Annotated in this window: 35 protein-coding genes, 1 tRNA gene and 1 pseudogene; 11 read left to right on the top strand and 26 right to left on the bottom strand. The window is 61.0% G+C overall.

Annotated elements, in window-relative coordinates; all coding sequences use genetic code 11:
* The 7 genes from H9529_RS18795 (at position 1) to H9529_RS18765 (ending at position 8,082) form a co-directional block, all read left to right on the top strand.
* Complete coding sequence (locus tag H9529_RS18795) at positions 1-1,071, top strand: glycosyltransferase family 4 protein (protein WP_223814426.1); 1,071 nt, start codon at positions 1-3, stop codon at positions 1,069-1,071.
* Between the two features lie 263 nt (positions 1,072-1,334).
* Positions 1,335-2,930: an ABC transporter ATP-binding protein gene (locus tag H9529_RS18790; protein ID WP_092889153.1), complete on the top strand. Its 1,596-nt coding sequence runs from the start codon at positions 1,335-1,337 to the stop codon at positions 2,928-2,930.
* The gene (locus tag H9529_RS18785; RefSeq protein ID WP_092889156.1) at positions 2,920-3,999 is read left to right on the top strand and encodes an ABC transporter permease; all 1,080 of its coding nucleotides are present in this window, start codon (positions 2,920-2,922) and stop codon (positions 3,997-3,999) included. Before H9529_RS18790 ends, H9529_RS18785 begins: the two co-directional genes overlap by 11 nt.
* On the top strand, positions 3,999-4,925 hold the full coding sequence (locus H9529_RS18780; RefSeq protein ID WP_218132142.1) for an ABC transporter permease: 927 nt from the start codon (positions 3,999-4,001) through the stop codon (positions 4,923-4,925). The genes H9529_RS18785 and H9529_RS18780 overlap by 1 nt, the downstream gene beginning before the upstream one ends.
* Positions 4,926-5,007: 82 nt before the next feature.
* On the top strand, positions 5,008-6,072 hold the full coding sequence (locus tag H9529_RS18775) for a BMP family ABC transporter substrate-binding protein (protein ID WP_092889162.1): 1,065 nt from the start codon (positions 5,008-5,010) through the stop codon (positions 6,070-6,072).
* Positions 6,073-6,582: 510 nt separating this feature from the next.
* Positions 6,583-6,672, top strand: a tRNA-Ser gene (locus tag H9529_RS18770).
* 141 nt (positions 6,673-6,813) lie between these two features.
* On the top strand, positions 6,814-8,082 hold the full coding sequence (locus H9529_RS18765) for a tyrosine-type recombinase/integrase (RefSeq protein ID WP_190305775.1): 1,269 nt from the start codon (positions 6,814-6,816) through the stop codon (positions 8,080-8,082).
* Here H9529_RS18765 and H9529_RS18760 read toward each other — a convergent pair.
* From H9529_RS18760 to H9529_RS18635, 25 genes and pseudogenes are all read right to left on the bottom strand, one after another.
* The gene (locus H9529_RS18760; protein WP_092892976.1) at positions 8,079-8,357 is read right to left on the bottom strand and encodes a hypothetical protein; all 279 of its coding nucleotides are present in this window, start codon (positions 8,355-8,357) and stop codon (positions 8,079-8,081) included. The genes H9529_RS18765 and H9529_RS18760 overlap by 4 nt on opposite strands.
* Positions 8,354-8,893: a Lar family restriction alleviation protein gene (locus tag H9529_RS18755; RefSeq protein WP_092892978.1), complete on the bottom strand. Its 540-nt coding sequence runs from the start codon at positions 8,891-8,893 to the stop codon at positions 8,354-8,356. The genes H9529_RS18760 and H9529_RS18755 overlap by 4 nt, the downstream gene beginning before the upstream one ends.
* Entirely contained in the window at positions 8,886-9,809 is a 924-nt protein-coding gene (locus H9529_RS18750; protein ID WP_092892980.1) for a phage Gp37/Gp68 family protein, read from the bottom strand. The genes H9529_RS18755 and H9529_RS18750 overlap by 8 nt, the downstream gene beginning before the upstream one ends.
* Positions 9,802-11,729 (bottom strand): annotated as a pseudogene (locus H9529_RS21445) (DNA cytosine methyltransferase). The gene H9529_RS18750 and the pseudogene H9529_RS21445 overlap by 8 nt, the downstream one beginning before the upstream one ends.
* Positions 11,726-11,872, bottom strand: coding sequence for a hypothetical protein (locus tag H9529_RS18735; protein ID WP_190305731.1), 147 nt, complete (start codon positions 11,870-11,872; stop codon positions 11,726-11,728). Before H9529_RS18735 ends, H9529_RS21445 begins: the two are co-directional and overlap by 4 nt.
* Complete coding sequence (locus H9529_RS18730; RefSeq protein ID WP_190305770.1) at positions 11,869-12,126, bottom strand: hypothetical protein; 258 nt, start codon at positions 12,124-12,126, stop codon at positions 11,869-11,871. The genes H9529_RS18735 and H9529_RS18730 overlap by 4 nt, the downstream gene beginning before the upstream one ends.
* 36 nt (positions 12,127-12,162) lie before the next feature.
* Complete coding sequence (locus tag H9529_RS18725) at positions 12,163-12,816, bottom strand: hypothetical protein (protein ID WP_190305769.1); 654 nt, start codon at positions 12,814-12,816, stop codon at positions 12,163-12,165.
* A gap of 397 nt (positions 12,817-13,213) precedes the next feature.
* Complete coding sequence (locus H9529_RS18720) at positions 13,214-13,420, bottom strand: hypothetical protein (RefSeq protein WP_190305768.1); 207 nt, start codon at positions 13,418-13,420, stop codon at positions 13,214-13,216.
* 1,034 nt (positions 13,421-14,454) lie between these two features.
* Positions 14,455-14,652: a hypothetical protein gene (locus H9529_RS18710; RefSeq protein ID WP_190305766.1), complete on the bottom strand. Its 198-nt coding sequence runs from the start codon at positions 14,650-14,652 to the stop codon at positions 14,455-14,457.
* A gap of 240 nt (positions 14,653-14,892) precedes the next feature.
* Positions 14,893-15,093, bottom strand: a complete 201-nt coding sequence (locus H9529_RS18705) for a hypothetical protein (protein ID WP_190305728.1) — start codon at positions 15,091-15,093, stop codon at positions 14,893-14,895.
* A 26-nt stretch (positions 15,094-15,119) separates the two neighbouring features.
* Positions 15,120-15,269, bottom strand: coding sequence for a hypothetical protein (locus H9529_RS21000; RefSeq protein ID WP_223814425.1), 150 nt, complete (start codon positions 15,267-15,269; stop codon positions 15,120-15,122).
* Positions 15,266-15,448 (bottom strand): hypothetical protein, encoded by a 183-nt coding sequence (locus tag H9529_RS18700; RefSeq protein ID WP_190305765.1) that lies wholly within the window; start codon positions 15,446-15,448, stop codon positions 15,266-15,268. Before H9529_RS18700 ends, H9529_RS21000 begins: the two co-directional genes overlap by 4 nt.
* Positions 15,449-15,550: 102 nt before the next feature.
* Positions 15,551-16,444 carry a DUF2303 family protein gene (locus H9529_RS18695; RefSeq protein WP_190305764.1) on the bottom strand — a complete coding sequence of 298 codons (894 nt, stop codon included), beginning with the start codon at positions 16,442-16,444 and terminating at the stop codon, positions 15,551-15,553.
* Entirely contained in the window at positions 16,410-16,784 is a 375-nt protein-coding gene (locus H9529_RS18690; RefSeq protein ID WP_143033601.1) for a hypothetical protein, read from the bottom strand. The genes H9529_RS18695 and H9529_RS18690 overlap by 35 nt, the downstream gene beginning before the upstream one ends.
* Positions 16,756-17,505: a recombinase RecT gene (locus H9529_RS21180; protein WP_190305763.1), complete on the bottom strand. Its 750-nt coding sequence runs from the start codon at positions 17,503-17,505 to the stop codon at positions 16,756-16,758. The genes H9529_RS18690 and H9529_RS21180 overlap by 29 nt, the downstream gene beginning before the upstream one ends.
* Positions 17,418-17,975, bottom strand: a complete 558-nt coding sequence (locus H9529_RS21175; protein WP_190305762.1) for a recombinase RecT — start codon at positions 17,973-17,975, stop codon at positions 17,418-17,420. Before H9529_RS21175 ends, H9529_RS21180 begins: the two co-directional genes overlap by 88 nt.
* Positions 17,975-18,265, bottom strand: coding sequence for a hypothetical protein (locus H9529_RS18675; RefSeq protein ID WP_190305761.1), 291 nt, complete (start codon positions 18,263-18,265; stop codon positions 17,975-17,977). The genes H9529_RS21175 and H9529_RS18675 overlap by 1 nt, the downstream gene beginning before the upstream one ends.
* Positions 18,244-18,774, bottom strand: a complete 531-nt coding sequence (locus tag H9529_RS18670) for a hypothetical protein (protein ID WP_190305760.1) — start codon at positions 18,772-18,774, stop codon at positions 18,244-18,246. Before H9529_RS18670 ends, H9529_RS18675 begins: the two co-directional genes overlap by 22 nt.
* 93 nt (positions 18,775-18,867) lie before the next feature.
* A complete protein-coding gene (locus H9529_RS18665; protein WP_190305759.1) occupies positions 18,868-19,707 on the bottom strand; it encodes a hypothetical protein in 840 nt (279 codons plus the stop codon).
* Positions 19,707-19,919 (bottom strand): hypothetical protein, encoded by a 213-nt coding sequence (locus tag H9529_RS18660; protein ID WP_223814424.1) that lies wholly within the window; start codon positions 19,917-19,919, stop codon positions 19,707-19,709. The genes H9529_RS18665 and H9529_RS18660 overlap by 1 nt, the downstream gene beginning before the upstream one ends.
* Before the next feature lie 30 nt (positions 19,920-19,949).
* Positions 19,950-20,453 (bottom strand): hypothetical protein, encoded by a 504-nt coding sequence (locus H9529_RS18655; protein WP_190305757.1) that lies wholly within the window; start codon positions 20,451-20,453, stop codon positions 19,950-19,952.
* Positions 20,453-20,644, bottom strand: a complete 192-nt coding sequence (locus H9529_RS18650; RefSeq protein WP_092893046.1) for a hypothetical protein — start codon at positions 20,642-20,644, stop codon at positions 20,453-20,455. Before H9529_RS18650 ends, H9529_RS18655 begins: the two co-directional genes overlap by 1 nt.
* Positions 20,644-21,015, bottom strand: a complete 372-nt coding sequence (locus H9529_RS18645; protein ID WP_190305756.1) for a hypothetical protein — start codon at positions 21,013-21,015, stop codon at positions 20,644-20,646. The genes H9529_RS18650 and H9529_RS18645 overlap by 1 nt, the downstream gene beginning before the upstream one ends.
* A 129-nt stretch (positions 21,016-21,144) precedes the next feature.
* The gene (locus tag H9529_RS18640; RefSeq protein ID WP_218132204.1) at positions 21,145-21,501 is read right to left on the bottom strand and encodes a hypothetical protein; all 357 of its coding nucleotides are present in this window, start codon (positions 21,499-21,501) and stop codon (positions 21,145-21,147) included.
* 138 nt (positions 21,502-21,639) lie between these two features.
* Positions 21,640-21,984, bottom strand: a complete 345-nt coding sequence (locus H9529_RS18635; protein ID WP_092893034.1) for a hypothetical protein — start codon at positions 21,982-21,984, stop codon at positions 21,640-21,642.
* Positions 21,985-22,071: 87 nt separating this feature from the next.
* Here H9529_RS18635 and H9529_RS18630 point away from each other — a divergent pair, with 87 nt between their 5' ends.
* Together H9529_RS18630 and H9529_RS18625 are read left to right on the top strand one after the other, a co-directional pair.
* A complete protein-coding gene (locus H9529_RS18630) occupies positions 22,072-22,290 on the top strand; it encodes a hypothetical protein (RefSeq protein WP_092893032.1) in 219 nt (72 codons plus the stop codon).
* Entirely contained in the window at positions 22,290-22,625 is a 336-nt protein-coding gene (locus tag H9529_RS18625; RefSeq protein WP_190305755.1) for a hypothetical protein, read from the top strand. Before H9529_RS18630 ends, H9529_RS18625 begins: the two co-directional genes overlap by 1 nt.
* 78 nt (positions 22,626-22,703) lie before the next feature.
* On the opposite strand, the gene H9529_RS20990 is transcribed toward H9529_RS18625, so the two are convergent.
* The gene (locus H9529_RS20990) at positions 22,704-23,009 is read right to left on the bottom strand and encodes a hypothetical protein (RefSeq protein ID WP_223814423.1); all 306 of its coding nucleotides are present in this window, start codon (positions 23,007-23,009) and stop codon (positions 22,704-22,706) included.
* Positions 23,010-23,086: 77 nt separating this feature from the next.
* Here H9529_RS20990 and H9529_RS18615 point away from each other — a divergent pair, with 77 nt between their 5' ends.
* Both H9529_RS18615 and H9529_RS18610 read left to right on the top strand, forming a co-directional pair.
* Positions 23,087-23,782 carry a hypothetical protein gene (locus H9529_RS18615; RefSeq protein ID WP_190305754.1) on the top strand — a complete coding sequence of 232 codons (696 nt, stop codon included), beginning with the start codon at positions 23,087-23,089 and terminating at the stop codon, positions 23,780-23,782.
* A gap of 52 nt (positions 23,783-23,834) precedes the next feature.
* Complete coding sequence (locus H9529_RS18610) at positions 23,835-24,038, top strand: hypothetical protein (protein WP_190305715.1); 204 nt, start codon at positions 23,835-23,837, stop codon at positions 24,036-24,038.
* Positions 24,039-24,051: the final 13 nt, after the last annotated feature.

Below are 24,051 nucleotides of genomic sequence, written 5' to 3'. Positions count from 1 at the left end.
ATGATTCCCATAAACGGCGCCTTCGCCATTCCTGGCGATCTGAATACCCGCACTGGCGGTTACATTTATGAGCGCCGGATGCTTGAAAGCTTGCCGCAGGTCGGACAGCCCGTTCAATATATCCCGCTGATCTCGTCCTTTCCCGATCCTACCGATGCAGCGATCAGCGATGCGGCGACCCGGCTGCGCGCGTTGGGGCCAGATACCGTGCTGATCCTTGACGGGCTGGTCTTTGGCTCCATCGACACCGAGGTGCTGGCCAGCCTGGCCTGTCCGGTTGTGGCCATGCTGCACCACCCGCTGGGGCTGGAGGCCGGGCTGCCGCCCGCCCGCGCTGCCGCACTGATCGCGCGCGAACGCGACAATCTACGCCACGCCGCACATGTCGTCGTACCCTCGGCCCATACGCGCGACATTCTGATCGCGCAGTTCGGTGTGCCAGCTGATCGGATATCGGTTGCGCCCCCGGGCTTTGACCGCCCGCCCACAGGGGTTGTGCAGACGCCGCCTGCCGACCCGCCGCTCATCCTGTCGGTCGGGCTGATTTGTCGGCGCAAGGGGCATGACGTGCTGCTCGACGCGCTGGCTCGGCTGCGGCATCTGGACTGGCAGGCGGCCATCGTCGGCATGACCCATGATGAGGGCGTGTACCAGGCCCTGCTGCACCAGCGCGCTGCCCTTGGGTTGGAGGGGCGCGTGCGCTTCACCGGCGAGGTGTCGGCAGAGACGCTTGACCAGCTGTGGCGGCAGGCGCATGTTTTTGCGCTGGCCACGCGGTATGAGGGATACGGCATGGTGCTGAGCGAGGCCCAGCTTTACGGTCTGCCCATGGTTAGCTGCGCCGTCGGCGCGGTGCCGCAGCATGTGCCTTCAGCGGCCGCTGCACTGACTGCACCAGATGACGCCCCCGCTTTCACGGATGCCTTGGCGCGGCTGCTGACCGACGTGGATCACCGCGCGGGCATGGCTGCTGCCAGCCGCGCGGGCGGGCAGCGCCTGCCGCACTGGTACGATGCCGCGTGTGTGATGCGTGATGCGATGGCGCTGGCGCGGCACGCGCAACAGGTCTGATGATGGATGACCGGGCGCCAGTCCTGCAGACAGCGCGCGCGTGCACGCGGTTGGGGTCGGATCATCCCTGCGGGCGACTCGGGCACATTATGCGCAGCGAACGGGCAGTTGCTGCCACGGGCCGCGTGCAAAACGATCAAAGCGCTCAAAATTTAGGCTGAAATGCTCTGCTCATGTCTATTTCAGGTGCATTTTTCACGCCCACCCGCCCGCCTGCCGCCTTTGTCTGGACAGCCGCGCCGCGCCCGTGATCGGGTGGCGCAATGAACGCCGATCCGCTCCCTTCCGACCGTCCCAGCGATAGCCAAGCCCCCGCGCGGCTGGCGGTGCTGGGCATTTCCAAACAATATCCCGGCTGTCTCGCGAATGACGATGTATCACTCAGTGTGCAGCCGGGTGAAATTCTCGCGTTGCTGGGGGAGAACGGCGCGGGCAAGTCGACCCTTATCAAAGTGATCTATGGCCTCGTAAGCCCTGATGCCGGGCGTATCGAGATTGACGGCGTGGCGCGGGCCATCGCTTCGCCCGCTGCGGCGCGGGCTGCGGGCATCGGCGTGGTATTTCAGCACTTCAGCCTGTTCGACTCGCTGACCGTGGCCGAGAATATCGCGCTGGGGCTGGACGATCCGGAAATCCGCCGCGACTTGCCGCGTCGCATTCGCGATATCGGGTCGCGCTACGGGCTTGTAATCGATCCTGACCGCGTGGTGGCTGACCTGTCGGTGGGTGAACAGCAGCGTGTGGAAATCGTGCGGGTGCTGTTGCAGGACCCTTCGATCCTGATCTTTGACGAACCCACCTCGGTGCTGACGCCTCAGGCCATCGTCGGCCTGTTCGATACCTTGCGCCGCCTGCGTGCTGAGGGGCGATCGGTCATTTTCATTTCGCACAAGCTCGATGAAATCCGCGCCTTGTGTGACCGGGCGACCGTATTGCGCGGCGGGCGCGTAGTGGGCACCGTTCCGGTAGAGGGCGCCAGCGTCAACGATCTGGCGCGCATGATGATCGGGCAGGAAATGCCGAGCCTCGGTGCCGACCACGCAGGCCAACAAGGCCCGGTGAAGTTGGCCGTCGTGAATCTTCATCTAAAGGCAGCCAATCCGCATGGCACGACGCTGAACGGGTTGAGCATGGTGGCGCATGGCGGTGAAATTCTGGGCATTGCCGGGATCGCGGGCAATGGTCAGGAAGAGCTTCTGGCAGCACTGTCAGGGGAACGCACCGTGCCGGATGCTGGTGGTGTTATACTGGGCGATGTGGCGGTGGGCCGCATGGGGCCGGGCGCGCGGCGCAAGCTGGGATTGGGGTTTGTGCCGGGCGAACGTCTGGGGCGTGGCGCCGTCCCGCCGATGAGCCTGGCTGAAAACGGCTTTCTCACCGCGCATTGGCGCGTGCCGCTCAGCTTGCGCGGCATCATCTCCAGCGCGAAACGCACAGCCTTCGCCGACCGCGTGATCGACGAATTCCGCGTCGCCACCCGGTCAAACGCGACCCCGGCGCAGGCATTGTCGGGCGGCAACCTGCAACGATTCATCGTTGGGCGTGAGATCTTGTCAGAGCCTACTGCGCTGGTGGTGGCCTATCCGACATGGGGCGTCGATGTGGCTGCGGTGGCGGCGATCCATGCCGCCCTTGTGGCGTTGCGTGACCGTGGCGCGGCGGTGGTGGTGATGTCCGAAGATCTGGATGAGCTTTTGTCGCTGTCCGACCGCGTGGCAGTTTTGTGCGACGGTCAGATGTCCGCACCCATCGCGCGGACTGATTGCACCCGCGAACACCTTGGCATGTTGATGAGTGGGGCCAGCGCGTTGAGCACCCCTGCCCCGGGCGTATCGAAGGGAAATGCTGATGCCGCTTAGGCTTGTCCCGCGCATGCGCCCGTCGCCACTGGCGCTATATGGCGCGCCGGTGCTGGCGCTGGGGCTGACAGTGGCGTTTGGCTTCGTGCTTTTCCTGAGCATCGGACGCGATCCTTGGTCGGCGCTCTATGCTTATTTCATCGCGCCCATCAATTCGGTCTTCGGCCTGAGCGAGCTGTTGCTGGCCGCGATGCCTCTGGCTTTGATCGGGCTGGGCCTTGCGGTTGGCTTCCGGGCCAATATCTGGAACATCGGGGCTGAGGGGCAGCTGGTGCTGGGTGCCATCGGCGGCGGCACTGTGGCGCTGGCGCTGTGGCGCGAAGGCGTGCCGGGCACCTTCGTGCTGGTTTGCATCGTGGGCGCGCTGAGTGGCATGGCATGGGCGGCGATTCCGGCGCTGCTGCGCACCCGCTTCAACGCCAATGAAATTCTGACAAGTCTGATGCTGATCTACGTCGCCGACCAGTTGTTGGGCTGGCTGGTGCACGGTGCGCTGCGCAATCCGCAGGGCTTCGGCTTTCCCGAAAGCCGCCTGTTCAGCCCCGAGGCGCTGATGCCGCTTTTGTGGTCCGGCACAAGGCTGCATATCGGCTGGCTTCTGGTGCCGCTGGCCGCCATCGGCATCTGGTTCCTGATGACCCGCACGGTAACGGGCTTTAGGCTGCGGGTCGGCGGCGATGCGGCGAACGCCGCCGCCTATGCCGGGTTTTCGCAAAACCGGATGGTATGGCTGTCCTTCCTGCTGACGGGCGGGCTGGCCGGTCTGGTCGGTGCGATGGAGGTGGCGGGGCCTGTGGGCCAATTGTTGCCAAAGATCAGCCCTGGCTATGGCTTTGCCGCGATCATCGTGGCGTTTCTGGGCAGGTTACATCCGGTGGGCGTGGTGTTGGCCGCACATCTGCTGGCCCTCATCATGATCGGCGGCGAGAACGCGCAGATGCTGGGCGTGCCGGTTTCCGTGGCTGAGCTGTTTCAAGGCGTACTGCTGGTGACACTGTTGGCCAGCGATGTGCTTGTCCGCTTCCGCATTGTGCGCACGGGCGCCCGGGCAAGAAAGGTTGTGGCATGATCGACACGGCCCTCATTCTGGCGATCCTTGTGTCCGCCCTGCGCACTGCGACGCCGCTGATCCTTGCTGCCTTGGGCGAACTGGTCGTCGAAAAGGCTGGCTGCGTCAACCTTGGCGTGGAGGGGATGATGCTGGTCGGCGCGGTCGCGGGCTTTGCCATCGGGCTGAGCACCGGGAATTTTACGCTGGCCTTCATCGCAGGCGCCATCGCGGGCATGCTGCTCAGCCTGATTTTCGGCGTTCTGGTACTTTATTTTCAGGTCAACCAATATGCGGCCGGGTTGGCGTTGACCATTCTGGGTGGCGGCGCCTCAGCCTTTTGGGGGCAGGCGTGGCAAGGGCAGAACATGCGCGGGCTGCAACCTGTCGAAGTGCCGTTTCTGGCCGACCTGCCGGTGCTCGGTACGGTCTTCAGCAGGTTGGATCTGGTGGTATATTTCGCCCTCGCCGCAACCATCGCCGTAGCGCTGATACTGGTGCGCACCCGGGTTGGCCTGGTCTTGCGTGCCGTGGGCGAAAACCACGATAGCGCCCATGCGCTGGGGTTCTCGGTCGTGCGGGTCCGCTTTGCTGCCATCGCCTTTGGTGGGGCCTTTGCCGGAATGGGTGGTGCTTATCTGTCGTGCGTCATCACGCCGCTTTGGATCGAGGGCATGACGGCCGGGCGCGGCTGGATCGCGGTGGCGCTGGTGGTCTTTGCGACGTGGAAACCTGCGCGGTTGGTGCTGGGGGCCTGGCTCTTCGGGCTGGTGTCGGTGATGCAGATCCACGGTCAGGGGCTCGGCGTGGCGGTGCCATCGCATGTGCTTGCGATGCTGCCCTATTTGGTCACCATCCTTGTGCTGGTGCTCATCAGCCGCGACGCGACACGCATTCGCCTCAGTGCGCCCGGATGTCTGGGTAAACCCTTCCGTCCCGCTGCGTGATGCAGTTTTTCCCGATCCCGGACGCCGCGCAGGTGTCCGATGTGATGTTCAACCAGAAACGACCAACAGGAGAAAGCAACATATGAAAACCTCTGCCAAATCAATTATGCTGGCTGCGGCCTTGGGCCTTGGGCTGGCAGGCGCTGCGCAGGCAAACGATCCTCTGAAGATCGGCTTCGTCTATTCATCGCTGATCGGCGATGCAGGCTGGACCTATCAACACGATCTGGGTCGCCTGATGCTGGAGGAAACCTTTGGCGACCAGATCGAGACCGCCTATGTCGAAAGCATCGACGGTGGCGCGGATGCCGAACGCGTTGTGCGGCAGTTTGCGAGCCAGGGTTACGGGCTGATCTTTGGCACCTCGTTCAACCACATGAACCCAGTGGCCCGGGTGGCGGCTCAGTTCCCCGACATCGCGTTTGAACACGCGACCGGCTATACGCAAGACACCAACCTGGCGATCTACCACACGCGCGCCTATGAAAGCCGCTATCTGGTGGGCATGGTCGCTGGCATGATGGGCGATAGCATGGGCGTCGTCGCATCTTATCCCATTCCTGAGGTGCTGCGCGGTATCAACGCGATGACGCTGGGTGCGCTTTCGGTCAACCCAGAGTTCAGCACCAAGGTTGTCTGGATCTCGTCCTGGTTCGACCCGGGGCTGGAACGAACCGCCGCTGATGCGCTGCTTGATCAAGGCGTAGATGTACTGGCGCATTTCACCGACAGTCCCGCTGTGGTGCAGGCTGCCGAGGATCGCGAGAAATACGTCGTGGCCCTTGGTGACATGGCGCAGTATGGTGAGAACTCGCACCTGACCGCGCTTGTTTACAACTGGGCCCCCTACTATGTGGATCGCGTGCAGAAGGTGCTGGACGGCACGTGGGAGACCGCGAACACATGGGAAGGCATCAGTGCGGATATGATGACGATCGCCCCCTACAATGACGCCGTGCCGCAAGAGGTTCGGGATGTCGTTGACGCCAAGATGGAAGAAATGCGGGCGGGCACTTTTCATCCCTTCCAGGGACCGCTGCTGGCCCAGGATGGCACGGTAAAGGTGGCCGAGGGCGAACTGCCTGATGACGGCATGCTTCTGTCGATGGATTTCTACGTCGGTGGGGTTGAGGGAAGCCTGCCCTGAACTGTTTGAATATGCGACGGTCAGGGCGCCCGTGTGGTCTTATCTGGTGTCGCTGAATGAAAACGACAGCAGGGGGCAGGCAACTGCCCCCTGCGCGCATTGAGGCGCATGTCCCGTCATTTGCCATCCCTTCCCGCACTACTTTTTCGCGATACGATGTTCGGCGTATTGCGGTGCTTGCCGCGATCATTCCAGCGCATCGGTGCATCGCCAGCCTCGCAGCGCGTATCTTTTGCTGCCTTGTCTTTTGATGCTTGGCGTCTTGCCCGTATCCACCGCTCCGCCTCTCGCTGCCTTCTGGTCCCCTTCTGGCAGCGCCCCTGCTCCACCGCCCAAGGGAACGGGCCCGCCACGTTTCCGCCGGCGACGGTTTAATCTAGCTGTTTTAATAGTTACTGTTTTCGCCCCAGCCGGTTTGGCTTGCAAGGTTGCGCGAAGGGCGATAACCCTCTGTCGTCAAACTGGCACGCGGACCGCCTGTGAGCGGCCTTCGCATTGTCAACTGACTGCGGATGGGTGGCCGAGTGGTTTAAGGCTCTAGTCTTGAAAACTAGCGTGCGGGGAACCGTACCGTGGGTTCGAATCCCACCCCATCCGCCAAAAACTTCTGAATAAAGCGAATGAAAACAATGCGGTGGCAAGGCGAAAATGGATCGACTTCCGTTTTTGCTGCACAATTCGGATCATTTTGCATCACAAATGGGGCTTGCGCGACTCTGTGCCAAGAGCCATAAATCAGCCATGAAATTTGTGAGCCGGAATGGCACCCTGCACCTGAGACGACGTGTGCCCAAGCGGTACGAGGACGTGGAGCCGCGCGCCTATGTCTGGATGTCTATGCACACCGACCTGGAAGACGTAGCGCGCCGAAAGGCCCCAGCGATCTGGGATTCGATGCTGGAGGCTTGGGAAGCCAAGATGCACGGCGACACGGGCGATGCTGAAGCGCAGTTCGAGGCCGCGCGCAACCTCGCCGGGATTCGTGGATTTCGATACCTGCCAGCCGCTGCGGTTGCCAAACTACCCCGTGAGGAGTTCCTTGACCGGCTATCCCGGGTGGCGCGCAAGGACGGTTCTATTGACATGCGCGAGGCCAACGCGCTTCTGGGCGGTGTCCCGCCTCCACAACTCACGCTTTCGAGGTGCCTCGCTTTGTTCTGGGATCTCGCAAGGGACCGGATCGACCAGAAAAGCGAGGATCAGAAGCGCCGATGGCGAAACCCACGCATCAAGGCGATCAACAACCTGATTGATGTGGTCGGCGACATTCCCCTGTCTGACCTGACAGGGGACCATATGCTGGATTTCCGTTCATGGTGGATGGATAAGATCGCCGCAGAAGGTCTGACAAAAAACAGCGCGAACAAAGACTTGATCCATATCGCCAACGTCTTGCGCACCGTGAACAAGATGAAGCGGCTCGGGCTGGATCTCCCGCTATCTGATCTGAGCTTCAAGGAGGGCGACAAGAAGACTCGCCCCGCGTTCTCAATAGATTGGATACAGAACAAGTTGCTTGCCCCAGGCGCGCTGGATGGCCTGAACACTGAGGCGCGCGCGATCCTGCTGGGTATGGTGAATACGGGCTATCGGCCCAGCGAAGGCCAAGGCCTGCTGCGCGATCAGATCAGGCTGGACCATGCGGTGCCACATATCTCGATTGAGCCCGTCGGCCGCCAGCTCAAGAGCCAGTATTCCAAGCGCAAGATTCCGCTCTTGGGCGTCAGCTTGGAGGCGTTCAAGCAGTTCCCCGATGGTTTCCCGCGGTACCGGGATAGTGCTGGTCTATCCAACACGGTCAACAAGTACCTGCGGACCAATGGTCTGTTGGAAAGCGACGGCCACAGCATGTATTCGCTGCGGCACTCTTTTGAGGACCGCATGTTGCGCGCCGGGGTAGACGAGCGGATCAGGCGCGACGTGTTCGGTCACGCACTGAACCGGGAACGCTACGGTGGGGGCGCGGACCTAGAAATGGTCCGCGATCTGCTTAAGCCTTTGGCGCTCTAGTCGGGGCGAACGAACAGGGCGGAGTGAACCGAAACCGGCACAATCTTGATGTTCGGGCTTACCTTCTTCATAAAATTGACCATGCAATCGCATTCGGGGTCGCGACAGCCGCCAGCCAGAATCTTCCCCGTCAAATAGAGGGCATTCAGGGCGGCGAAGTTTGGTGACGATGACACGGTGCGCACATTCATTATGCCGTCGATCACTGCCGCGTATCCGTGCGCCGAAAGGGCCATGCGTTCTGTCAGTGATGCGGGAAGTGTGGATTTGTTCACTGGTCTCTCCTTACTTCCCGCAGCCGACGCGGACACGGCGCGCAGCGGGTGTTGTCTGTTGGGTAGCCTTCGGGTGGGCAGTCAGAACAGTGCGGCGTTGAACCTGCGGACGCACTGCGTGTGATGTTGCGCGCCATTTCGTAGTGACCGCGATCAATGTGACCGTCTGCGGCGCGCAACGCATCCCGCAGCCGCGCGACATCCGCCCGCGCCGCGTCCCGCTCGGCTTCCAGTTTTATGCAAGCCCCCTCGGCTGCGCGGGTGTGGGATTTGTATTCATAGGCAGACTGTTTGCGCACATCCCGATCCCTCCGCATCTCAGAAAGGGCGATCTCCAGTTCAGCCACGCGTGCGGCGTGAAGGTCGGCGCGGGTGTTCCATGCCTTGGCGATGCGAGGTACCGCCCCGTCATCGGTTGCTGCCGGACATGCCATGCAACTGATGTAAGTACATCCCGGACCGCCAGATATCCACTTTGCCTTGCCCCCACAAAAGGGGCATGGCAAAAGCTCCGGCGCGGTGGTGTTCTTAGTCATGGCTCATCCCCGGCATCTGGTCCCATGTGCGCCCGTCCAGCTTGCGACCGGCTGTGCGCTTGCCTACTTTGCGAAAAATCACATGACCGGGTGGAAAACTGGCAGACTGTGCATCCTCTCGTCCGATCTGATCGGACTCATATTCGCCCCATTGCTTAAAGAAGAACGCCACGCCCGCCGCTTCGCACTGATCGCGCAGTGACCGTGCCCAATCCGGGTGCATCGGGCGCGCGCCGGGGCCGCTCTCGCCGCCGACGATCACCCAGTCGAGAGCGGGGTCGCTGTTCTTCGGGCACTCCTCGTCGCCTTGCGCTATGCACATAGTGCGGCAATTCACCGCGCAGTAGGTGCCGCCGAACTCAGGGCGCGTCAAATCCACCGGCCCCAGCAGCGGCTCCATCGACAGGAACCGCACCGCAGCATCCACCGCCAGCAGCTTGGGAATGTCCCGATCAGCCTCGGCCTGATTGACCACGGTGCAGCCCAGCCAGACATTCGACCAGGGCCAAAGTTCGCCCCAAGGGGCGCGCTCCACCTCAGGTAGCATGCCTGCGATGTTGCCCGGCCGTTTGGTCAGCAGCAGCCAGTCGAGATTTGGCGTCTTGCCGATCAGCTCCCACAGATCAGCGCGCCACTGAGGATCAACGGCATTGTCAAACACATCGGCCAGCGAAGCACAGAACACGCGGCGCCGAACGCTAGCCGCCTGTGCCGCCCGGTCCCACGCCAGCGGCTTGCGCCAGTTCGCGGCGCTGGTACGGCGGCGCGGTGCGCCCGGCCCCCAGTGTGCGCCGCCCGTGAACCGTTGGTCGCGTGCCTCGGCGTAACAATGGTCACAGCCCGGGCCGACCTTCTGGCAGCCCTCCCATGGATTAAAAGTGTGGTGGGTCCACTCGATCTTACTGTTCTCAGCCATGTGCGGCCTCCTGTTCAATGTTCGCTGCCAGATGGGCGCAGTTGGCACGCACGATGGCCTCAGCCAGCGGCGGGCAGACGCTGTTGCCGCAGCAGCTGACCTGCACGTCCTTGGCGAAAGGCTTGAACGTCGGATCATCGGTCTCGACGCCCTGCCAAACGCCCTCGATGACGTAGTCAGCCGGAAACCCCTGCGCGTTGAACAACTCGCGGGGGGTCAGCATGCGCATGCCAATGTCGACCACCACAAAGGTCTGCCCGCCGATTTCCAGCGTCACGAACTCGCCGCCCGCCCAGGCATCGTGCGCGCGCAGGAAGTCGGCAACGGCGCGGGCCTTGGCTTCATGTTCTGGCGCGAAGGGGGGCGGTGCCAGATCGGCCTGCATGTGGCCCATGCGGTCCTTGACCGTGACTGTGTGCATCGGCTCGTCGGTGCGCGCCCCGTCGCCGGTGCCGTAGTATTTGGCGAACCATGCGGCGACCGGCGTCTGGTGGCTGCCGCTGGCGGCGATGGCGACATAGGGTCGCGCGGATCGTGGCCCGCGTTGCCATCCATTCGGGGCCCGCCGTGATGTGGCGAGAAACGCGGCGAAGGGTGCATGCTTTACGCTGCTGGCGACCACCGTGCCCAGCGGATCGGCCATCGGGTATTCGCGGCGGCCGCCACTGTCGCCGTGAGCGATGCTGGCGAGATATGGGCCAGCAACCCAAGCGGCGCTGCCCCGCCCGGCTTCTTGATCCAACTGTTGGCGGTGACGGTCGGCGCTGGGTCGGCCATATCAGAACCAGTCGCGCCAGAATTGAACCGGGTGATGCTGGGCACGATCAGCGTCAGACCTGCACCGCCCGCCGTGATAGTGTGCGTCGGTTCGTCTGCGCCCTGCCATGGCTTCTGACTGTTGCGCATCGTTGCAAGAAACGCTGTCGACACGCATGCGTCGGCCTTGGCCGTCATTGTGGCCAGTGGTTCATAGCCGCCGCGCGCCCGGCTTTGCGCTGCGCGGCCACCGCAACCCACGATGCTGGGCACTACCACCGCCTTTTCGCCACGGTGCGCGCCGGTGATGGTGCGGATCGGCTCATCGGCGGGTTCGCACCGTGCGCCGTGCGTCAGGTTGACCAAGAAGGGGCGATCAGCCTCCAGCACATAGCGCCGCATGCCCCGCGCGATGCGGGCCATGGTGTTGTTCGCCAGTGGGCGCACGGCGCGCAGACCATGCAGCGCTTTGATCTGGGGGGCTGTGTCGAAGATCGAGGGACACGGCAGTGACCAGTCGATGCACTCGGCTGCGCTGCGCCAGGGCAGCAGCTTGCCGCGCTTCACAGCCGGGCTTTTGGGATCGCCGTGCGTCGGCTTCGGCCAGCGGATCGGCCTGCCGTCGCGTCGCGCCACCAGAAACCAGCGCCTGCGGATTGTCGGCGCACCATAATCGCACGCCCGCAGTTCACACCATTTGACCTTGTAGCCTGCGGCCTTGAGGCGCTTGATCCACAATTCAAAAATCTGGCCTGAGAGCTCCTGATCGGCTGGCCGTCATTGTCGACCGGACCCCATGTCACGAACTCCTCGACGTTCTCCATGCAGATTACGTCGGGTTTGACCTGTTCAGCCAGTCAACCAGATCCATGCGAGGTCGCGGATATTGCGATCGCGCGGGGCGCCGCCCTTGGCTTTCGAGAAGTGCTTGCAATCGGGGGATGCCCAGAGCAAGCCAACGTGCCGCCCGCCCGTCACTTCGAGCGGCTTTACATCCCAGATGTTGCTGTCCAGATGCAAGGTTTCGGGGTTGTTGGCCGCATGCAGCGCCAGTGCGGCCGCATTGTGGTTGATCGCCATCCGGCTGCGGCCAAGCGCCGCCTCGATGCCGGTGGATGCCCCGCCGCCGCCTGCGAAGCTGTCGATAATCATGGGGCCCATCATGTCAGCACCCATGCCCAGATCGCCGCGCCACCCAGGACGCTGGGCACTATCCACCAGCCGCAGCCCGTGGCGCAGTCGTCCGTGCCGGTGGCGTCGATCAGCGCCTCCCAGCCGGGGATCTGCATCATGTCATTGTCCATCATTTAAACCCCGTAAAAGTGGCATCGTGCACCCGGTACACCGTGATGAATCCATCGGCCTCGCAGCGCGCCTCATCGGCCAGCTTTGCTGCATGCGCTTCCTGTTCCGCGATCCGCGCGCGCATTGCACCGACACCCATGTGCGACCAGTCGGCGGGGATTTCCTGGACCCGGCGCAGGGTGATGATCTCTCCGTCAGCGTTGCGGGTCAGTGGCCGTGTGGGGGTCAGGGCGGTGATTGTTTTGGTGATTTTCATTGTCGTTCTCCGGTGTGTGCTTGTGGTGTGGGGTGGTTAAGCGGCGGCGATCAGCGCAAGCAGCGTGTCGCGCTGGCGCAATCGGGCGGCATAGGCGGCATCGGCGTCGGCACGGGCTGCATAGGTGGCGGCATAGGCGGCATAGGCTGCATCGGCGGCATAGGCGGCATAGGCTGCATCGGCGGTGGCATAGGCGGCACGGGCGGCGGCATAGGCGGCATAGGCTGCACGGGCGGCACGGGCGGCATAGGCGGCACGGGCGGCGTCAGGCCAATTCTTGCCAGCAGCAAGCAAATCCATGCCCGCAATGACAGGATCAATTACCGCCTGCACCGCGTCGGTTGTCCTCGGCAGCGCCCGCAATTCAGCCGCAAGAAACGCCCACACAACCCGCCTCAGGTCTTTGCCGTCGCGCCCAACAGCGTCTGGCAAAGCGGCAAAAAACGCCTTTCCATCAGCCTCCGGCAGCGCCTCAAAAATATTTTCCGCCACGCGCAAGAGTTCGATTGGCAAGCCAAACCGCTCAAAAGCAGGCGCGGGGTCTCTGGAGTGCGTGAGGCATCCGATAAAGCAGCCCGTGCCGCCAGCAGCGCCAGAGCCTGCTGTCCAGTAACGGCCCTTGACAAGTGCATCGGCGGCAAGGTGGCGTTCAACTTCGGCGCGCAAGATTTCGGTGTTTTTCGTCAGCATTGTTTTGTCTCCGTGTGTGGGGTTGTGCCTGCCCGTGTGGAGGTCAGTTGGGATACCCAGCCGCTGGTGGAGTTGAGGCGTTCGCTGTAGTAGGTTATGGGTGCGGCTCCGGGGGGTGAGGGGTTTGATCGGAGGGAGTTTTTGGCGGCAGGCGATACACTCGCCGACCGACGCTGTTGGTGGCGTCAAGGTCGCCCGCTGTGCCATGATTTTCGCTGTGGCCGCGTGTTGCTGGCCATGGCAATGCGCATCGACCATCGGAGAAGGACACATTTCACGGCGATCTCGCCATAGCGGCCTCGGATCATCCCCCCCCTTCTGGCGTTCAGCCGACTCTGCCGCCAGCTGCAGGAATGCCAGCGCATCGGGCGGCACGCGATCCCGCGGATTTTTGCTTTCACCAATCTAGGTCCGAGTGCATCAGTAGCTCGCCATGCAGAGCGTTGCGTTCGTGCATTGTCAGATTTCGCCACTTGGCGATCAGGTAGTACCAAAACAGTATGCGCCGGGCCTGCCTTGGCGGCTGCCGATACTGAGCCCTGCCACCGCGCAGCGCGGTTTCGGCGCGCGGGTTGAGGCGAAGATGATCTTTGACTTCTGTCATGCGCCTATCTCCTTCGTGTCATGCGCAGCGCCAGAACTGCTGTCCAGTAACGGCCTTGACAAGTGCTCGGCGGCAAGGTGCGTTCAACTTCGGCGCCAAGATTTCGGTGTTTTCGTCAGCATTGTTTGTCTCCGTGTGTGGGGTTGTGCCTGCCGTGTGGAGTCATTGGGATACCCAGCCGCTGGTGAGTTGAGGCGTTCGCTGTAGTAGGTCATTGGCGTGGCTCCGGGGTGGGGGGCCAGCGATTCAGCGCGGCGCCGATAAAAGGCCAGCGCTTTCATTGCGTACCCTTCATCGCGCGCCAACTTTAAGGTGATGGATGCCGCTATCGACCGAAGCTAATACTCGTCGGGTGGCAGGCGGCCTTCTGCCCACCATCACCTCGATAATCGCCAAGGTAAAAGCCCCTTCCCCGATGATATTCGGAGTTGCTTGTGACCCAGACGCCAGTCACGCCGGGTTGCGCTGATGCCGACACCATCGACGCCTGACCCTCGATCTGCTGATCTCGTTGCGCGCCGCGCGCCGGCCCTTGGTCGTGACATGAACGGCAAACCTGAACTGACCACAGGGCTATGTCTTTCCGCGTCGGTGGATCACCGGCGGTTCTGTTAATCGCGCACATGGGACCAATGCAAAACGCCTTGTAGCGCCCTAGCTTCTGGCCGCTTACCCAGCACTTTTCAAAAGCGCATCGCTTCCAGCATCCGACTGCGTTCGATATTCACTAATCCCAAAGGCCAGCCTCGGTCCTCTTCGTGACAAACCACGGCACCGGAACCCCGGTGATCGACGGGACGCAGCGCCATCGCAGCAGGTGTTTCTATTTCAGGTTGCTTCACGCAGTAGCTTCATGATTTACTCCTTTGTGATCCATCGCCGCGCGGATCTGTCCTCCGCCTCGTCCAGTCGGCGACATCCGTGACTTCTTCTCGACTTGCCGCTTCGATCAGCGGCAGGATTTTGCGACATGCGGACTCAAACGCCGTGATCGTGTCCTGAGCGCGGCAAAGCGTCTGTGAGCGTGTCAGGCGTCATCGCGCGCACCTCCAAGCCCAGTCGATCACCCGATCTTCGCGGTAGCCGCGATTGGCTCGGATCGGCGCACCACGGGGCGCTGTGTCGCTGCGGTCGTCGTGCGGGATGATGAATTGCGCCTTAGGCAGCGTTACGCGCGCGGGTGGGGCTGCGCGCGCTGCGTATGATGTGGTGGCGGGGATGGTGGCGATCACTCCGAAACCTCCTTTTGCGTCTTGACGCGACGCTCCCCTTTCGACGGCGCGCATTGCCTCCGCACGCTGCCTTTCAAGGTGGCAATCGACAGATCGGTGATGTCCCATGAAGCCCGCATACACTTCGGATCGCGCGCGCGTTTCTGGGCGCGCAGATAGGCTATCGCCAGCTTGCGAGGATCTCCGCCGTACGTTCGATCACAGTTGCGATCTGGTCCTCGGTTGGGGTGTGCTGTTCGGTCATGCCCGGCTCCCATGAATCGCCCGCACACTGTGAAACACAGGTGCCGGGTTGGGTGGCACCCCCTCGACCAGACGCCCGGTGTAGGCGCTGATCTGGCGCAGGTGAAACAGGCGGCTGTCGCCTGCCTCATCCGCGAGATACTTCGCCCGCATTGCTGCTTCATGCAGGTCTACGACAGCCTGGGTGGTGGATGTCATTGCCATATTCCTTTGCTTTTTCGATTTCATGGGATCGACCACAGGGCCGCGCGGCTGATCGGCATAGGCCGCGTCAGCGATGTTTTCCGGTACTGCCAGCTGGATGTGCGTTCGAAACCTGTCGGGAGCTTGCGCGAGACCAGCCCCAGCATGACATTCACGGATTTTGGGATCATCTCGTCATGCAGGGCGGTCTTCTGGCGCCCGGGGATTTCAACAAACCAGACCTTTGCAGTCTGATCGACAATGGGAACTCATACTTGCGGTAGATCATGCCGCCGCCTTGAGCTTCATCAGCTTCATTCTGGCGATCTGAACGCGCGTCTTTGCTTTTGATCGCTTCATGTTCAGCCATGATTTCCTCCATGCGCTCAAAATTGGAGCAGGTGGTCATTCTGGCTGGCGACAATCGCCGCATCCTGTGAATCTCTGTCAGGTTATGGGCCACATGCTGCTCCTATTGCTGCTCAGGCGCGCCGGAATGACCGGCGGCGCGGGTTTTCCGGTTACTCGACCAGTAGACGGTTTGGGTGGGCTTAACGTCGTGCTGCACGGCGTCCACGCACCGCTCGAAGGCATCTCGCAAGACTTCTTCCTCGTCGTGCATCTTGATGATGAACTTCAAAGACCCTTCGTTGATCCGGTAGCGCAGCAGGAACTTGATGTCCTGGGGCTCCATACCCTGATAGATCGGCGCGCGAACGATGATCTTGTCAGGCAGTGTGATCCCGCCGCGCGTCTGGTTATCCTCGACGTAGCTGAACTGCCGGGAACCGTCGGCCAGGCGCGTGCTGCTCTTAAATTCCACCTTCTTGGTGGCCTCGAACTGCATCACCATTTCCATGATTTCCGCCGCCATTGGCTGGATCACGTCAACCGCGCGTTCTTCCAGGAACAGACCAAAGTCGATCTGACCCAGCGGTGTGTTGCACATCGACAGCCACGCCTTGATCTTGTCAGTTTTGCGCGCGGTATAAATGGCCTTGTGCGCGCCATGGCTTGGCAGGACAACACCGCACTCTGGATCTGCATCATGATAGTCGATCACAGCGTACATTTGCGCCTTGTCTGATGACGCTGTGATCAGCATTGAGTCCGTGAAGAACCGGGTCAGGTATTCCGAAAAAGACTTTGCCGAAACAAACCGATGATCGGTTTTGATGTTATTGGGGCGATCCTGAAACTTCTCCAAAGACTGAAGTTGGTGGCCATCCGGGACAACTGCATACTGCCCATAAGCATTTCTGTCGAAGCCGACACCGCCCATAGAGGCCAGCGCAAGGTTGTGCTCGATCTTTGCCTGAAACTCTGTCTTATCAGCCACGGGTTTTCTCCTTATCCATGAGGCCAAGCTGCTGCATGCTGGGGGCTTCGCGCGTCAGCGCGCCGTCCCGGCCCATGAAAAAGAAGCTCTGGCCGAAATTGACCTGCGGGGCCTTCGCAGTGACTTTTGCGGATGCCGCAAAGCCCATTTCACCGTTTGGCGAAACATCAAGCGAGACAGTGACACTGCCTTTCTTGCCGCTCCGCTGGACGGCGGCGATCACGTCTTTCAACGCCTGATCCGCCGTTTCGATGGCAAGCCCGCCATCAATCCGCCCTATCGCCATCAAAAAATGGCTGTTTCCATCCGACACGTCGTTCTCCTTTGGTCGTGGTTTTTCAGTTTCCAGCTTGGTCGAAAGCGGCATTAATCCGTTCAAGAACTGGGCTCATTTCGGGGTTTGCCTCAAGGTTGGCGATCTGGTCCCGGAAGAGGTCGTAGACCTCATCGGGATGAACCCCGTCATTGATTTCACCAATGATCTGATCGGCCATGCGATTGGCAGCGGTCATTTGGGGCGAAGGTTGATCCAGCGGCAACTGATCGCCGCTGGATGCTTCCTGCTTCTTGGTGCGCGAGGGCCGGGTGTCGTAGGGCTGCGACTTTTCTTGATCGGGCTTCGCCTGTTCGGCGGGTTTTGCCTCGGCCTTCGCAGTTTCCTTCGGCTTTTCAGCCTCTTGACGCCCCGCCTTTTCTTGATCGGGTTTTGACTGGTCCGTCTCCGGGTCGGCGTCGCCATCTTCGGCTTCGCCGTCGATGTAGTCCCCATCGGTTTGAGCAACGCCGCCGCTTGGGTCCATGGCAAAGCCGCGATAATCGGCCCCGACTTCATCAACCGCCATGGCGTCCATGAACTCGACCGAAAGCGGCAGATACTTGGACAGCGCGCGAATAGCGGTTTTCTTCGCCATCTCGTCTTCATGCTTTGCCCACGGGCTGTCTTCGGTCTTGCCCATTTTCACGGCACTCTGCCAACCCTGCGCGCCGTCGCGGATCTTCATCACATGCGCCCAAGGCAAGACCACATAGGCGTGGCCGCCATCCTTGAATTTGGCGATGGCATAGGCGTGCAGCTTCTGGCCTTCCATGTTACGGGCCGGTGGCGAAGGCGTGCCTCGGTGCCCTCCTCATACTCCCACAGCTCGTCGGAGTAGTGGATGTTGGCCGAAAGGCTTGTGATGTGCCCGGAACGCCGTGCCAAATCGATCAGGCCCTTGTAGCCAACGATCAGCTGAACTTGGGGTATCTTTTGCCAGCGGCCATCCGGGCCTTTGACGTTCTTATCAAAGGGCACAAGATAGGCGTGGCCAAGTATCGTGTTTGGCTCTAGACCTAACGACGAACACTGCATCAGCGCGCCAAGAAAGCTCAAAGGCTCACACTGGCGCAGTTTCGGCGTGGTGCGGATCGCATTGGCGACGACGCGCATCATACGCTCAGGGTTCAGGTGCTTCGCTGCAACCATCGACAGTTGTTGCCGGGCGTTGTCGTTGATCAGCAACTGATCGACATTTTGCAACTGCCGGATTGGCAGGGTCTTGATGCTCGTACCAGCCATTACACACCTTCCGTTTCAATGATGTCGATACCGGCAATGACCGCGGTATCTTGGGTGATTTCGCCCGACCGCACCGCCGCCGTGGCGAGGCGCGTCAGCAACTCTGAAACTGCCGGGTCAGCCTGAAAATAGGCAAAGCAGGCCCGGATGTTGGTGATCTTTGCGGCCTTGATCTTGCGCATACCCATGGCCCGGCCGCCGCCCGTGGCACTCCCGGCGCGCGCCTTGACCGGCTTGGCCGCAACCTTCTCGGCCTTATTGGCCTGTTTCAGCGCAGCCTCGGCTTCCACCTGACCGGCGATGTCGTTGCGTTCCGCCGCCTCACGGGCCAGGCGCTCGGCTTCTTCCGCGCCGCGCGTGCCTCGGCCTCGGCCTTGGCCTTCTCGCGGGCAAGCCGGTCGCTCTCACGGCGCAGCCAGTCGCCCTGCATGGCCTTCATGGTTTTGCCCAGCTTATCCAGCTTGGCAGTCAGCGGGGTAAAGGCTTCCTGCACCTCCGCGCCCAGATCATCCCAAGGCTTCTTCGCTGCCTTCCGGGCGTCCTCGACGCGCTTGAAAAGCCCCCGGGCGCCGGTGATGAAGTCGGTCAGCCGTTCCGCCTGATCGACGGTCTGCACCGTCTTGATGTCCAGCCATTTGCCAGCGGCATCGCAGAACACTGAGACGTGCGCATTCAGTTCAGCATGGGCCATATCGTCATAGGCTGCCTGCTTGTCGTCGGCCTTAGTGCGCGCCGCCTCAGCCGCCTCTTTCGCGCGCTTCACCTGCTCCAGGGTGGCTTCGCCCGGCAGCGTCGGCATGACAATCGCCTCAGGCGGCTGATTGTGAAGGCGGTCGGGCAATCCAGAAAGGTCGTTCATTGGTTGGTCTCCTTGGGTTTTTGAGGGTGAAGGTTAGGCGGCGCTTTCAGCCACTTTGGGCCGCAGAGCCTTTTCGCGCTCAAACGCCTCATTCAGGGCTTTGGCCACGCTGATCGCGACAGTTTCGGGATCGTCGACATAATCGGTCAGCAACAAGACCGGGAAGCGCAACGAAAAGTTGCGAGACCCGTCTTCGTTTTGGCGTCCGCCGGGCGTCGGGTCGTGGATGATCGCCCAGCGGTGCTGTGCGGCCTTCGGGTGCGCTGTGCGTTCGGCTTCGTAGTGTTGCCGCTTACGTTCAGCAGAAGGAACCTCGCCACCCAGTTCACCGATGGTCGACAAGCAGTCCGTCTTGGCAGCTTCGCACTCCGCGATGTTACGCAAGTTCTCGATGAGATCGTCTTGAAAATTGGTAATGATCCGATCAAGGGCATCGAGCTTCGTGTAGCAATCGCCCAGCTTCTTTGCGGTCTCCTTGGTAATCATTTCTCTTTCCGGCAGCATGGGGGTTTTGGTCAGATCGACCTTCGCCAAGGTGGCGCGCATCGCAGGGATCATACTGATGCGATGGTTGAGACTGTCGTATTCAGCCTTCGTGATGGGCTTGAGATACGTCCACATCCGGTATGGATCGCGGCGCTGACCATCGACCTCGCAGACATACTGCTCTGGGCCGGTCAACTCGCCGGTTTCAAAGTCGATGTCGCGTTCAAGCCAGATGCGCGCTGATACCCATGGCCCGCCACTGATCAGGCGCGCCTTGTACCAGCCGCACTGAGGGTCACCGTCATGCTGCTCGGGGCAGAGACCGGCGACATAGTCGCGGTGCCACGCATAAGCGACACGGGCAGTGGTGGGCTGGCGCATCAGCATCACGACTGATCCGCCTCAGAGAACCCTTCAATTGGGGTCTCATGATCATCAGTAATCTCAAGCCCATCAACGGCGATAGATGGATCAACCTCTTGCAGCCCAAGCATGATGCGCGTCACTGCGCCTTCATCCTTCGTGTCGACTTTACTGGGGTCGAGCTTTGCGACCAGCCGCGACACACCCGCCAGCCAAAGACTCGATCTGCATGACATATCCGCGCCGCTGATACTTGAGTGCGCGCATCAGGCTACCCCCGGCCTCTTCTTCGCGGACGGGTGGGTGTAGTGGATCCGGCGCGCAGCAAGATCAATATAGAAGCGGGGACCGGTGACCGAAGACCAAGGCGATTTTTTGGTGCCACCGTCACGGAAAATGACAGCTTGGCAAACGCTGAAATCAAAAGAGCTTACCAGCGCTTTGGCATCTGCGAACTCCCAGCGCGTGATGAACTGCACCGTGATACGGCCTATGGATATAACCGTGATTGCGTTCCTGGTGTGATGAAGGCGGCAGAACTGCTTGCCGCCGCGTGACGCCTGCAACTCCTCAGCGATCTTGGTCAGCAATTCCTTGCTCGGCCCGAACAGATCAACATCGGAAGGCTGTTCCCCCGCGACCACGGCGCGAACAAAGCCACCACCGAGGAACAGGGTGCCGTGAAACTTGGAAAGCAATGTGCGGACATCTTTCGGGACGCGACGAACAACATGGCTCAGATCTCCTGCCGTGAGGGCTGGGTTATCCATCAAGAATTTTCCTTTTGGCGCGCCTGCATCACGGAACGACCATCAACCAGATCGTCGGTTTGCAGCGACATGCGCTTGAGATCATCGGCGCGGGGGTCTTTTGCCATGCGCGCCTCATGCGCCGCGAGATATGCGGCAGCGTTCAGCGCGCGCAATGCGGCATCAAGCGGGGTGCGGGCTGGGGCGCTCATTACCAAGGCACCCCTGCGTTCGGTGTCTGGTAATTACTGATCGTCTGGCCGAGGGCTGCGGCGCTCCATGGCAGGAAAACCAGCCAAAGCGCCAAGGCAGCAATCAAAAACAGAGCGATGAAGCGCAGCCTGACGATGGCGCGCTGAATTGCCTCTGCCTCGCGCTCAGCCTGCTGACGCAGATCGGTGTCGGCGAACGGATTACTGAAATCCTCAGCCTGCCGGGCAACGGCGCTGTGGTCCGCAGCGCTGTCACGCAGCGACAGTGTGCCGAACTCCGCAGAGCCGTCAGGGTCAATGGCCCAACCCCCGCCGTAAGGCCCGGGCGTGTAGCCTCTTGATTGCATGTGTGTCGGTGGGTGGTCGCGCATCTGTGCCTCCATCGGGTGACGATGGGGCACAGTTGCACGCTATGGCGTGCGCGTCAACACATTAAACGTTATAGCGTGCAGCTTTGATTCGTGCTGAAGTCATCAACAAGCAAAGCCTGTTGGCTTCTTTCAGCAATTTGAGCCGTAGCAAAAAGAGTTGAACGACCGACCGCGAGAATCGGTGCCGTAAGTGCTGCTACCACTGCCGTAGCGGTTGGTCGTTGAGTTCCAGCTATTTCCATTGGCCGCCTGACCATAGGTATTGGTGGTGTTGCCGTAAGAGTGGCTGTTTTGCGACCAGGTGGAGCCAGTGCTGGAGTTGTAACCTTGAACGGAGGTCGAGCCACCATATCGGTTTACGTTGTAAGTGTTCCCACTGGAATCGGTGCACGTGTACACATTGCTTGTGCCATAGCAACTCGCGCTGGCGGTACCGGTCAGTGCGGCCAGCGCGAAGGCGGCAATCATCAAGCTCTTCATTTTCATCTTCTTTCCTCTCTGTGAAGCTTGTGGATCAAGCTGATTGACCGAATCTGACCAACACGGGTACAATCCGGAACATAATGCGAACATCAGGCGGGGTAATGGATAAAATCATCGAGATATTTGACGTCTGGCGAAGGCTCACTCCCGAGCAGAGGGTTGTAGCAATGGCAAATCTTCGCGCGATTGAATTGCGCGAAAGAGGTCCAGCGCCTCCGCGCGCACTCTTGGCGGCACCGAAAGCAATATCTGAAACAGCTCAGCGTCCTCGTCGCCCATCTGGGTGCCCGAGATAACGTAAAGCGTCGCACTTGTCCCTAAGATGTCCAGCGTCTTAGCAAGTCGATTGAAACCGGGGTCTTTCTTGTTCTTGAACACCTGCTGCAACCAGTTTGGCCCGTTGCCTGCGGCAATAGAGATAGCGCGCATGGAGCGCCCGTCGCGTTCCACGCATTCCAACAGCCGATCTAACCATGCCTCATTCATCGCGAAACCTTATCATGAAGAAAACAAGTCGGCGCGAACGTAATAACGTGCATTGACCTGCACGCTATGGCGTGTATATGATCGGGCATGGCAAACAATTTCCGTGATGAAGTCGAAGAATTCCTGAGCCGCACTGGTATGTCAGCATACCGGTTTGGGTGGCTAGCCGTCCGAAACGGACGGTTCGTTGAGCGGTTGAGGGCTGGGCGACGATTCTGGCCCGAAACAGAAGTCGAGGTCAAAGCGTTCATGCGCATGGCTGATAAAGAGAAGCAAAAAACGCAGCAAAAAGCAGGGGCGGCTTAATGTCATTTCTTCCCTCGCAAAACGTGTTCCTAACAGATTGCACGCAACCTCTGGACGTGTCGTCCGGTAGCTTTTCCGACCTTCTCGCCGGAAAATTCTCCAGGCGCTTGTTTGATCCGCACCGCGCCCGCCGAGAGTTCCCCGAAGAATGGGCGGCCTACTGTCGTGAGAATTGGGAAAACAGCACGGAACTGGGCGCAGACTTCGGCGTCAGTGAAAAAGCAGCACGTCTGTGGATGTATGGCACATCATGCCCAAGCGGCTGGGTTGTCGACGTAGCCAGAGATGGGCTTATCCCCGGCAAACCGGCCTTCAAGAAATCGGTGGCGGCATGATCCGCCCACTTAACACCGCGCACTCCTCCCGCGCGGCCAGTCGCCCCGGTGCCTCCTCCTCCCTGCGCCGGGGCGGCGTCATTGCAATCCAAACGCGCGCGGGGTGGGTAGAATGATCGCCCTTTTGATAGCCTCTGCATCCGGCGCCAGCGTCGTGATTACAGACAGCTCAATCGCGTGTGAGCTGATGGCAATGCATCTGCGCTTGTTCGCGGTGGTGCTGTGCATCCCGGCCGGGGTGTTGGCATGATCAGAGCCGCGAATAAATGCCAGACCTGCCCCTTTCGCGGAGCAAGCGTCGAGTATCAGATGTCCTGCGCCCACATTTCTGCCGATGACTGGCCATGTCACACGCTGGACCTGCTCGGTGACCTTGGCATTCAATGCCGAGGCCACTGGCAGGCGGTTCACAAGTACGGTGAACTTATCGGCCCTCAGCTAGATGTCGCGGAGGGCGCGGTATGACGCAAAGCGCAAAATCCCTGTTTCGCGCCACCAAGGCAAAGCCGGTCCTGAAAGGGCCCGGCCTTGCGTTGGACTTGCCAAAGCATTCGAGGCCGGTGGAGCAGCGCCGCGAGCATGACTTCTACGCCACCGGCCAGCCGGAAGCCGTGCGTGCCCTGTTGCATGCCGATGGCGATCGCTTGCGCGCGCTGGGGTCAGTCTGGGAACCAGCCTGCGGCGATGGGGCCATGGTGCGTGAGATACGCGACTTCGGCCTGCCATGCTCTGCATCCGACCTGATCGACCGGGGGTGTCCCGATAGTTGGACGGCTGATTACTTCTCCTGCTATCGCAGCCGGGGCCGGGCGATCATCACCAACCCGCCTTACAACCTGATCACGGCACGCGATGGCCATGGCCGCTGGCTGCACCACACGCTCAATTTGCATGATTGGCGATACTGCGCCCTGTTGCTGTCATGGGAATGGGCCGCCGGCCGAATTAATGGCCTCGGTGAAATCCTCGATCGGCACCCCTTTTCTTACTGCTACCTGATCAGGTGGAAGATTGATTTCACCGGACAGGGCCAAGCACCCCAGCGCAATGCGTGGTTCGTGTGGGATCGCGATGATCCGCGCGACACCAAATCCAATCACCCCGATTTCCGCTTTCTCGACCGGCACGACTGGCGACAGCCTGATTTGTTGCAGTGAACCAATCCCGGCGCGGCGGGTGTTCCGCGCAAATAACCCCAAGGAGGCCAACGTGAACCAAGAGACCATGAACGACCTGTCACTCACCGAGAAGCAGAAGGCCGCGCTCGTATCCCTGAAAGACGGCGCCGGACTGATCAGTGCCGTTACCGCGGCAAAGCTCAAGGCCATGGGCCTGGTGAAAGCAAGTGGCCGCCCGAACGCGCGCGGTTCGACGCATGTCGAATTGACCGACACGGGCAAGCAGGCGGCGTGATCTGATTTTTTGC

Source organism: Roseicitreum antarcticum (genome assembly GCF_014681765.1).
GTDB lineage: Bacteria > Pseudomonadota > Alphaproteobacteria > Rhodobacterales > Rhodobacteraceae > Roseicitreum > Roseicitreum antarcticum.
The sequence above is the reverse complement of the archived record's forward strand: the minus strand, read 5'-3'. Positions and strand labels throughout refer to the sequence as shown.

What these genes read in the sequence shown, in the direction of transcription:
- H9529_RS18795 (WP_223814426.1), top strand. Translation starts at nt 1, where the DNA reads ATGATTCCCATAAACGGCGCCTTCGCCATTCCTGGCGATCTGAATACC.
- H9529_RS18790 (WP_092889153.1), top strand. Translation starts at nt 1,335, where the DNA reads ATGAACGCCGATCCGCTCCCTTCCGACCGTCCCAGCGATAGCCAAGCC.
- H9529_RS18785 (WP_092889156.1), top strand. Translation starts at nt 2,920, where the DNA reads ATGCCGCTTAGGCTTGTCCCGCGCATGCGCCCGTCGCCACTGGCGCTA.
- H9529_RS18775 (WP_092889162.1), top strand. Translation starts at nt 5,008, where the DNA reads ATGAAAACCTCTGCCAAATCAATTATGCTGGCTGCGGCCTTGGGCCTT.
- H9529_RS18765 (WP_190305775.1), top strand. Translation starts at nt 6,814, where the DNA reads ATGAAATTTGTGAGCCGGAATGGCACCCTGCACCTGAGACGACGTGTG.
- H9529_RS18755 (WP_092892978.1), bottom strand. Translation starts at nt 8,893, where the DNA reads ATGACTAAGAACACCACCGCGCCGGAGCTTTTGCCATGCCCCTTTTGT.
- H9529_RS18750 (WP_092892980.1), bottom strand. Translation starts at nt 9,809, where the DNA reads ATGGCTGAGAACAGTAAGATCGAGTGGACCCACCACACTTTTAATCCA.
- H9529_RS18735 (WP_190305731.1), bottom strand. Translation starts at nt 11,872, where the DNA reads ATGATGGACAATGACATGATGCAGATCCCCGGCTGGGAGGCGCTGATC.
- H9529_RS18730 (WP_190305770.1), bottom strand. Translation starts at nt 12,126, where the DNA reads ATGAAAATCACCAAAACAATCACCGCCCTGACCCCCACACGGCCACTG.
- H9529_RS18725 (WP_190305769.1), bottom strand. Translation starts at nt 12,816, where the DNA reads ATGCTGACGAAAAACACCGAAATCTTGCGCGCCGAAGTTGAACGCCAC.
- H9529_RS18720 (WP_190305768.1), bottom strand. Translation starts at nt 13,420, where the DNA reads ATGACAGAAGTCAAAGATCATCTTCGCCTCAACCCGCGCGCCGAAACC.
- H9529_RS18705 (WP_190305728.1), bottom strand. Translation starts at nt 15,093, where the DNA reads ATGACATCCACCACCCAGGCTGTCGTAGACCTGCATGAAGCAGCAATG.
- H9529_RS21000 (WP_223814425.1), bottom strand. Translation starts at nt 15,269, where the DNA reads ATGATCCCAAAATCCGTGAATGTCATGCTGGGGCTGGTCTCGCGCAAG.
- H9529_RS18700 (WP_190305765.1), bottom strand. Translation starts at nt 15,448, where the DNA reads ATGGCTGAACATGAAGCGATCAAAAGCAAAGACGCGCGTTCAGATCGC.
- H9529_RS18690 (WP_143033601.1), bottom strand. Translation starts at nt 16,784, where the DNA reads ATGCCGCTTTCGACCAAGCTGGAAACTGAAAAACCACGACCAAAGGAG.
- H9529_RS21180 (WP_190305763.1), bottom strand. Translation starts at nt 17,505, where the DNA reads ATGGAAGGCCAGAAGCTGCACGCCTATGCCATCGCCAAATTCAAGGAT.
- H9529_RS21175 (WP_190305762.1), bottom strand. Translation starts at nt 17,975, where the DNA reads ATGGCTGGTACGAGCATCAAGACCCTGCCAATCCGGCAGTTGCAAAAT.
- H9529_RS18670 (WP_190305760.1), bottom strand. Translation starts at nt 18,774, where the DNA reads ATGCCGACGCTGCCGGGCGAAGCCACCCTGGAGCAGGTGAAGCGCGCG.
- H9529_RS18665 (WP_190305759.1), bottom strand. Translation starts at nt 19,707, where the DNA reads ATGCTGATGCGCCAGCCCACCACTGCCCGTGTCGCTTATGCGTGGCAC.
- H9529_RS18660 (WP_223814424.1), bottom strand. Translation starts at nt 19,919, where the DNA reads ATGTCATGCAGATCGAGTCTTTGGCTGGCGGGTGTGTCGCGGCTGGTC.
- H9529_RS18655 (WP_190305757.1), bottom strand. Translation starts at nt 20,453, where the DNA reads ATGGATAACCCAGCCCTCACGGCAGGAGATCTGAGCCATGTTGTTCGT.
- H9529_RS18650 (WP_092893046.1), bottom strand. Translation starts at nt 20,644, where the DNA reads ATGAGCGCCCCAGCCCGCACCCCGCTTGATGCCGCATTGCGCGCGCTG.
- H9529_RS18645 (WP_190305756.1), bottom strand. Translation starts at nt 21,015, where the DNA reads ATGCGCGACCACCCACCGACACACATGCAATCAAGAGGCTACACGCCC.
- H9529_RS18640 (WP_218132204.1), bottom strand. Translation starts at nt 21,501, where the DNA reads ATGAAAATGAAGAGCTTGATGATTGCCGCCTTCGCGCTGGCCGCACTG.
- H9529_RS18635 (WP_092893034.1), bottom strand. Translation starts at nt 21,984, where the DNA reads ATGAATGAGGCATGGTTAGATCGGCTGTTGGAATGCGTGGAACGCGAC.
- H9529_RS18630 (WP_092893032.1), top strand. Translation starts at nt 22,072, where the DNA reads ATGGCAAACAATTTCCGTGATGAAGTCGAAGAATTCCTGAGCCGCACT.
- H9529_RS18625 (WP_190305755.1), top strand. Translation starts at nt 22,290, where the DNA reads ATGTCATTTCTTCCCTCGCAAAACGTGTTCCTAACAGATTGCACGCAA.
- H9529_RS18615 (WP_190305754.1), top strand. Translation starts at nt 23,087, where the DNA reads ATGACGCAAAGCGCAAAATCCCTGTTTCGCGCCACCAAGGCAAAGCCG.